The sequence below is a fragment of the Citrobacter sp. genome (assembly GCF_050252275.1).
Classification (GTDB): Bacteria; Pseudomonadota; Gammaproteobacteria; order Enterobacterales; family Enterobacteriaceae; genus Citrobacter_A; species Citrobacter_A amalonaticus.
In genome coordinates, this window is the sequence record NZ_JBFWLF010000353.1 from 1 (window position 1) to 4,261 (window position 4,261).

Genomic DNA, 4,261 nt, shown 5'->3' on the forward strand with positions numbered 1-4,261 from the left:
CCCGGCTGCTCGTCGGGGCATCGGCTCGATTGCCTGATGGCGCTGTGTTTCTCAGGCCTACATGAGGACACAGCTAATGGTAACGCCAGGCCGGATAGGACGTTTACGTCGCCATCCGGCATAATGACTTCACGATCCCAGTACGACTCTTCGAGGCTATCCTCACGCTCCGGCAGTCCACGCGTCAGACGCGGAGAGTGCTGGTTCAGTACCTGATAACTCACACGATTGGCATATTTACACACCTGAGCTAATGACGAATAGGTCAGCCAGGTGAACTTGTGCTTACTGGAATTCGGCACGTTCGAACGGTGATAGCTGTTGGCGGTAATATCGTGCAGCAGCGCTGCCAGCGCGCCGTCACCAGCGCCATTGGTGTTCATGATCTTTTCCGGACCGCCCATATACGGCGCGATATGGGAATAGACGCGCAGCGGATTGCGACAGTCTTTATGGCGCATCGCGCGGCTGAACTCATATTGGTTAAATTCGGCAATCGCCCCAGGCAACAACGGGTGTTGAGTTTTGCGTTTGGCTTCCTCTTCGGTAAAGCCCGCCATGTACAGCCCTACCGGTCCGGCGGTACACAACACCAGATCGACCCAGTCCAGCGCTTTATCAGATGCCAGCAGCGGATCGTTTTCACCGGTCAGCGCTTCGGCCTCTTCTTCATTCATGGCCAGGATTGAGACGTTCTCTTTCAGGAAACCCTGCCACCACTGTGGGTTATCGGCGATCACGAATTTGGTCCCAAGCGTCAGCACCACGGGCACATTGTGCTTTTTAGCGTACTCAATGGCCTTCATGGTGGCTTCCGGCATCGGCTCGCCTGGCTTGCAGCGTACCAGATAGGAGGTCAGCACCAGCGCCGATGCCCCGGCAATCACCGGTTCCGGAATGCTTTCCGCGCGCAGCTGGTTCATGTGCCCTGGGCTGATGGCGAAGGTACGCTCACCGGATTCGCCTATCAGGGTAAAGCAGCGGCCAATCGGCCCGTCAACGCCCTGCAGATAGTTGAGGTCGGTCCGGCTGGAGGTGTTGCACAAATAGCGGTAGGCGTAGCTGCCAATTTCGATGTTGCTGCACATCACACCCAGCAACACCGAACGGTCATCGGCCAGCACCGAGTAGTTGTGCATAGTGTTACCAATCGTGCCACCGGCAAACTGATGGGTGATCAGATTGTCACGCACCAGTTCCTGATACAGCGCTTCGGCCACATCGTCTTCAATCACCAGTGAATGCCCGGCACTCAGTCCATAACGTTGTACAAACGCGTCATCCACTTTCGCTTCAATATCGACCAGCGTTTGATCGATCCCCACCACCCATGCGGCGCTGGTTTCATGTTCTGGCTGGATTTGTTGCAGCAGTGGATCGCGTGCGTTGACAGGAAAATAGTGTTTGGATTTGCGTTTACCGGGAAATTTCATAGCTGTTTTTACAGGTGGATAACTGAGCGGTGCATGGTAGCACATTCCCCTCTGGACGACAGAGTTTCAATAACAGACGAACGGATCGCAGTTTCCACGACGGAAGCTTTTACAATGGGTCGATTTCACAAGGAGCGTTTTATGAAACCAGAGAATAAACTTCCCGTACTGGCCAGCATTTCAGACGAGATGCGCGCGGTGCTGAATGTCCGGCAGGACGATTTGCCTCCCTGGCCTGCCGCCGATGATGTGCCAGCGATGCGCCAACACTACATTCTTGAACGGCGCTTCTGGAACGCGGATGCACCGCAAATGCCAACGCGGGAATATGCCCTCCCCACGCCCTGGGGAGAGGTGACAACGCGCCTGTACAGCCCGACGCCAGACAGTCAGGCCACGCTGTTTTACCTGCACGGTGGCGGTTGTATTCTCGGGAATCTGGATATCCATGACCGAATCATGCGCCTGCTGGCAAGCTATACCCAGTGCACGGTAATCGGCGTCGACTATTCACTCTCACCTGAGGCGCGCTTTCCGCAGGCCATTGAAGAGACCATTGCCGCCTGCCAGTTCTTTTATCAGCAGGCGGACGACTATCAGTTGAATATGACGCACATTGGCTTTGCCGGTGATTCCGCTGGTGCGATGCTGTCGCTCGCCAGCGCGCTGTGGCTGCGCGATAAGCACATATTTTGTGGAAAGGTGGCAGGCGTGCTGTTGTGGTACGGCCTGTATGGCTTGCAGGACTCGGTAAGTCGTCGGCTGATGGGCGGTGAGTGGGACGGCCTCAGCCGCCAGGATTTGGAGATGTACGAAAGAATGTATCTGCGTGATGCCGACGATCGCGAGTCGCCGTACTATTGCCTGTTCAACAACGACCTGACGCGCGACGTGCCGCCCTGCTTTATCGCCGGTGCGGAGTTTGACCCGCTGATCGACGACAGCCGTCTGCTCTTCGAGACGCTTCAGGCGCACCAACAGCCCTGCGAATACAAAATGTATCCCGGCACGCTGCACGCCTTTCTGCACTACTCACGCATGATGAAATCTGCCGATGACGCCTTACGCGATGGTGCGCGTTTCTTCACTCAGCAGATTAACGCTGCACGTTAGCGGTACGGGGCTGTCAGTTTCAGCATCATATCGATATGTTCCGGTGCGGCATTTAGCGCCGGAATATATTCATACTTTTTACCGCCCGCTTCGAGGAAGATCTCTTTATTCTGCACCGCAATTTCTTCCAGCGTCTCCAGACAATCCGCCGCGAAGCCCGGACACATCACCTGAATATGGCCCGTTCCCTTCTCGCCTAACATCTTCAGCGTTTCATCCGTGTAGGGCGTCAGCCACGGTTCACGACCAAAACGCGACTGGAAGGTCATCATTACTTTTTCTGGCGGCAGACCGAGCGCAGAAACCAACTCACGGGTCGTGTCGCGACAGCGTTGCGGATAGTCGTCGCCTTCATCAGCAAAGCGCTGCGGAATGCCGTGGTAGGACAACAGCAGCAAATCCGGTTCGCCGTGTTCGGCGAACGAAGCCCGCGCACTGTTCGCCAGCGCGTCAATATAAGCGCGATCGTCGGCGTAATCGCGAATAAACGAAATGCCGGGAATACGACGTTTACGCGCCAGAATGCGCGCCAGCTCATCCCAGACCGCAGCAACCGTTGAGCAGGAATATTGCGGGTACAGCGGCAGCACGACGATATGATCCACGTGGTTTGCCAGCAGCTCGTCCACCGCGCTTTCCAGTGACAGCGAGCCATAGCTCATGCCCAGCGCGACGGGCGTGTCCGCCAGGCGCGCAGCAAGCGCCTGCTGCTGTTGACGGCTGTAGACCATTAGCGGAGAGCCGCCTTCCATCCAGACAGACTGATAAAGCTTTGCCACACGCGGGGCGCGAAGCGGCAAAATCACGCCGCGCAGCAGCGGCCACCACAATACACGGGGCGTATCGACAACGCGTGTATCGCTTAAGAATTGCCGGAGATAGCGTGTTACTGCCGCCGGAGTGGGGGCATCGGGAGTACCAAGATTTGCCAGCAGGATACCGGTTTTCGTCTGACGCATTACCGCCTCTTATCGATTCAAATTGTTGATAATTGTAGCGGAAAAGTGAGTAAGAAGAACTAATTGCTGTGAGAGGTAAAACGAGAATTTGCCTGATGGCGCTATGCTTATCAGGCCTACGCGATAATGGCAGGCCTGATAAAAGGTTCACTACGCGAAAAACTTAACCGAGGATTTTTTCCAGCGCGGCGCGCACGTCAGCAACGGCCTGAGTCCCGTCAACTTTCGCGTATTGCGTGTTACCTGCTGCCGCTTCTTTCTGGTAGTAACCAATCAGCGGCGCCGTCATCTGATGGTATTCCACCAGACGCTTACGCACGGTCTCTTCCTGGTCGTCTTTACGGGTGGTCAGCTCTTCGCCGGTCACGTCGTCTTTACCTTCAACCTTAGGCGGGTTGAATTTGATGTGGTAAACGCGGCCAGACGCAGCGTGTACGCGACGACCAACGATACGATCAACGATCAGCTCATCCGGTACGTCGAATTCGAGAACATAATCTACCACGATACCGGCTTCTTTCATGGCGTCAGCCTGCGGAATCGTGCGCGGGAAACCATCTAACAGAAAACCGTTACGGCAATCTTCCTGCGCGATACGCTCTTTTACCAGCGCGATCACCAGCTCATCCGTCACCAGCTTACCGGCGTCCATGATGTCTTTCGCTTGTTTGCCCAGCTCGGAGCCAGATTTCACGGCGGCACGCAGCATATCACCGGTGGAGATTTGCGGAATACCATACTTCTCCATGATGAACT

3 protein-coding genes and 1 pseudogene are annotated in these 4,261 nt (G+C 55.6%); 1 reads left to right on the forward strand and 3 read right to left on the reverse strand.

All coding sequences use genetic code 11. The features are described from left to right. Positions 1 to 131: 131 nt before the first annotated feature. Positions 132 to 1,433 (reverse strand): annotated as a pseudogene (locus AB7E14_RS21285) (inosine/guanosine kinase); the annotation flags it as partial. Between the two features lie 141 nt (positions 1,434 to 1,574). Here AB7E14_RS21285 and aes point away from each other — a divergent pair. Then, positions 1,575 to 2,546, forward strand: a complete 972-nt coding sequence (aes, locus tag AB7E14_RS21290) for an acetyl esterase (protein ID WP_428169914.1) — start codon at positions 1,575 to 1,577, stop codon at positions 2,544 to 2,546. Here the strand turns inward: aes and hemH are convergent. Both hemH and adk read right to left on the reverse strand, forming a co-directional pair. Beyond that, positions 2,543 to 3,505, reverse strand: coding sequence for a ferrochelatase (hemH, locus tag AB7E14_RS21295; protein WP_428169915.1), 963 nt, complete (start codon positions 3,503 to 3,505; stop codon positions 2,543 to 2,545). The genes aes and hemH overlap by 4 nt on opposite strands. A 163-nt stretch (positions 3,506 to 3,668) precedes the next feature. Then, positions 3,669 to 4,261: adenylate kinase (gene adk / locus AB7E14_RS21300; protein ID WP_428169916.1), on the reverse strand; the 593-nt coding region annotated here is incomplete at its 5' end.

Excerpts from the sequence above, each read along its gene's own strand:
- aes (WP_428169914.1), top strand. The coding sequence starts at position 1,575 with ATGAAACCAGAGAATAAACTTCCCGTACTGGCCAGCATTTCAGACGAG.
- hemH (WP_428169915.1), bottom strand. The coding sequence starts at position 3,505 with ATGCGTCAGACGAAAACCGGTATCCTGCTGGCAAATCTTGGTACTCCC.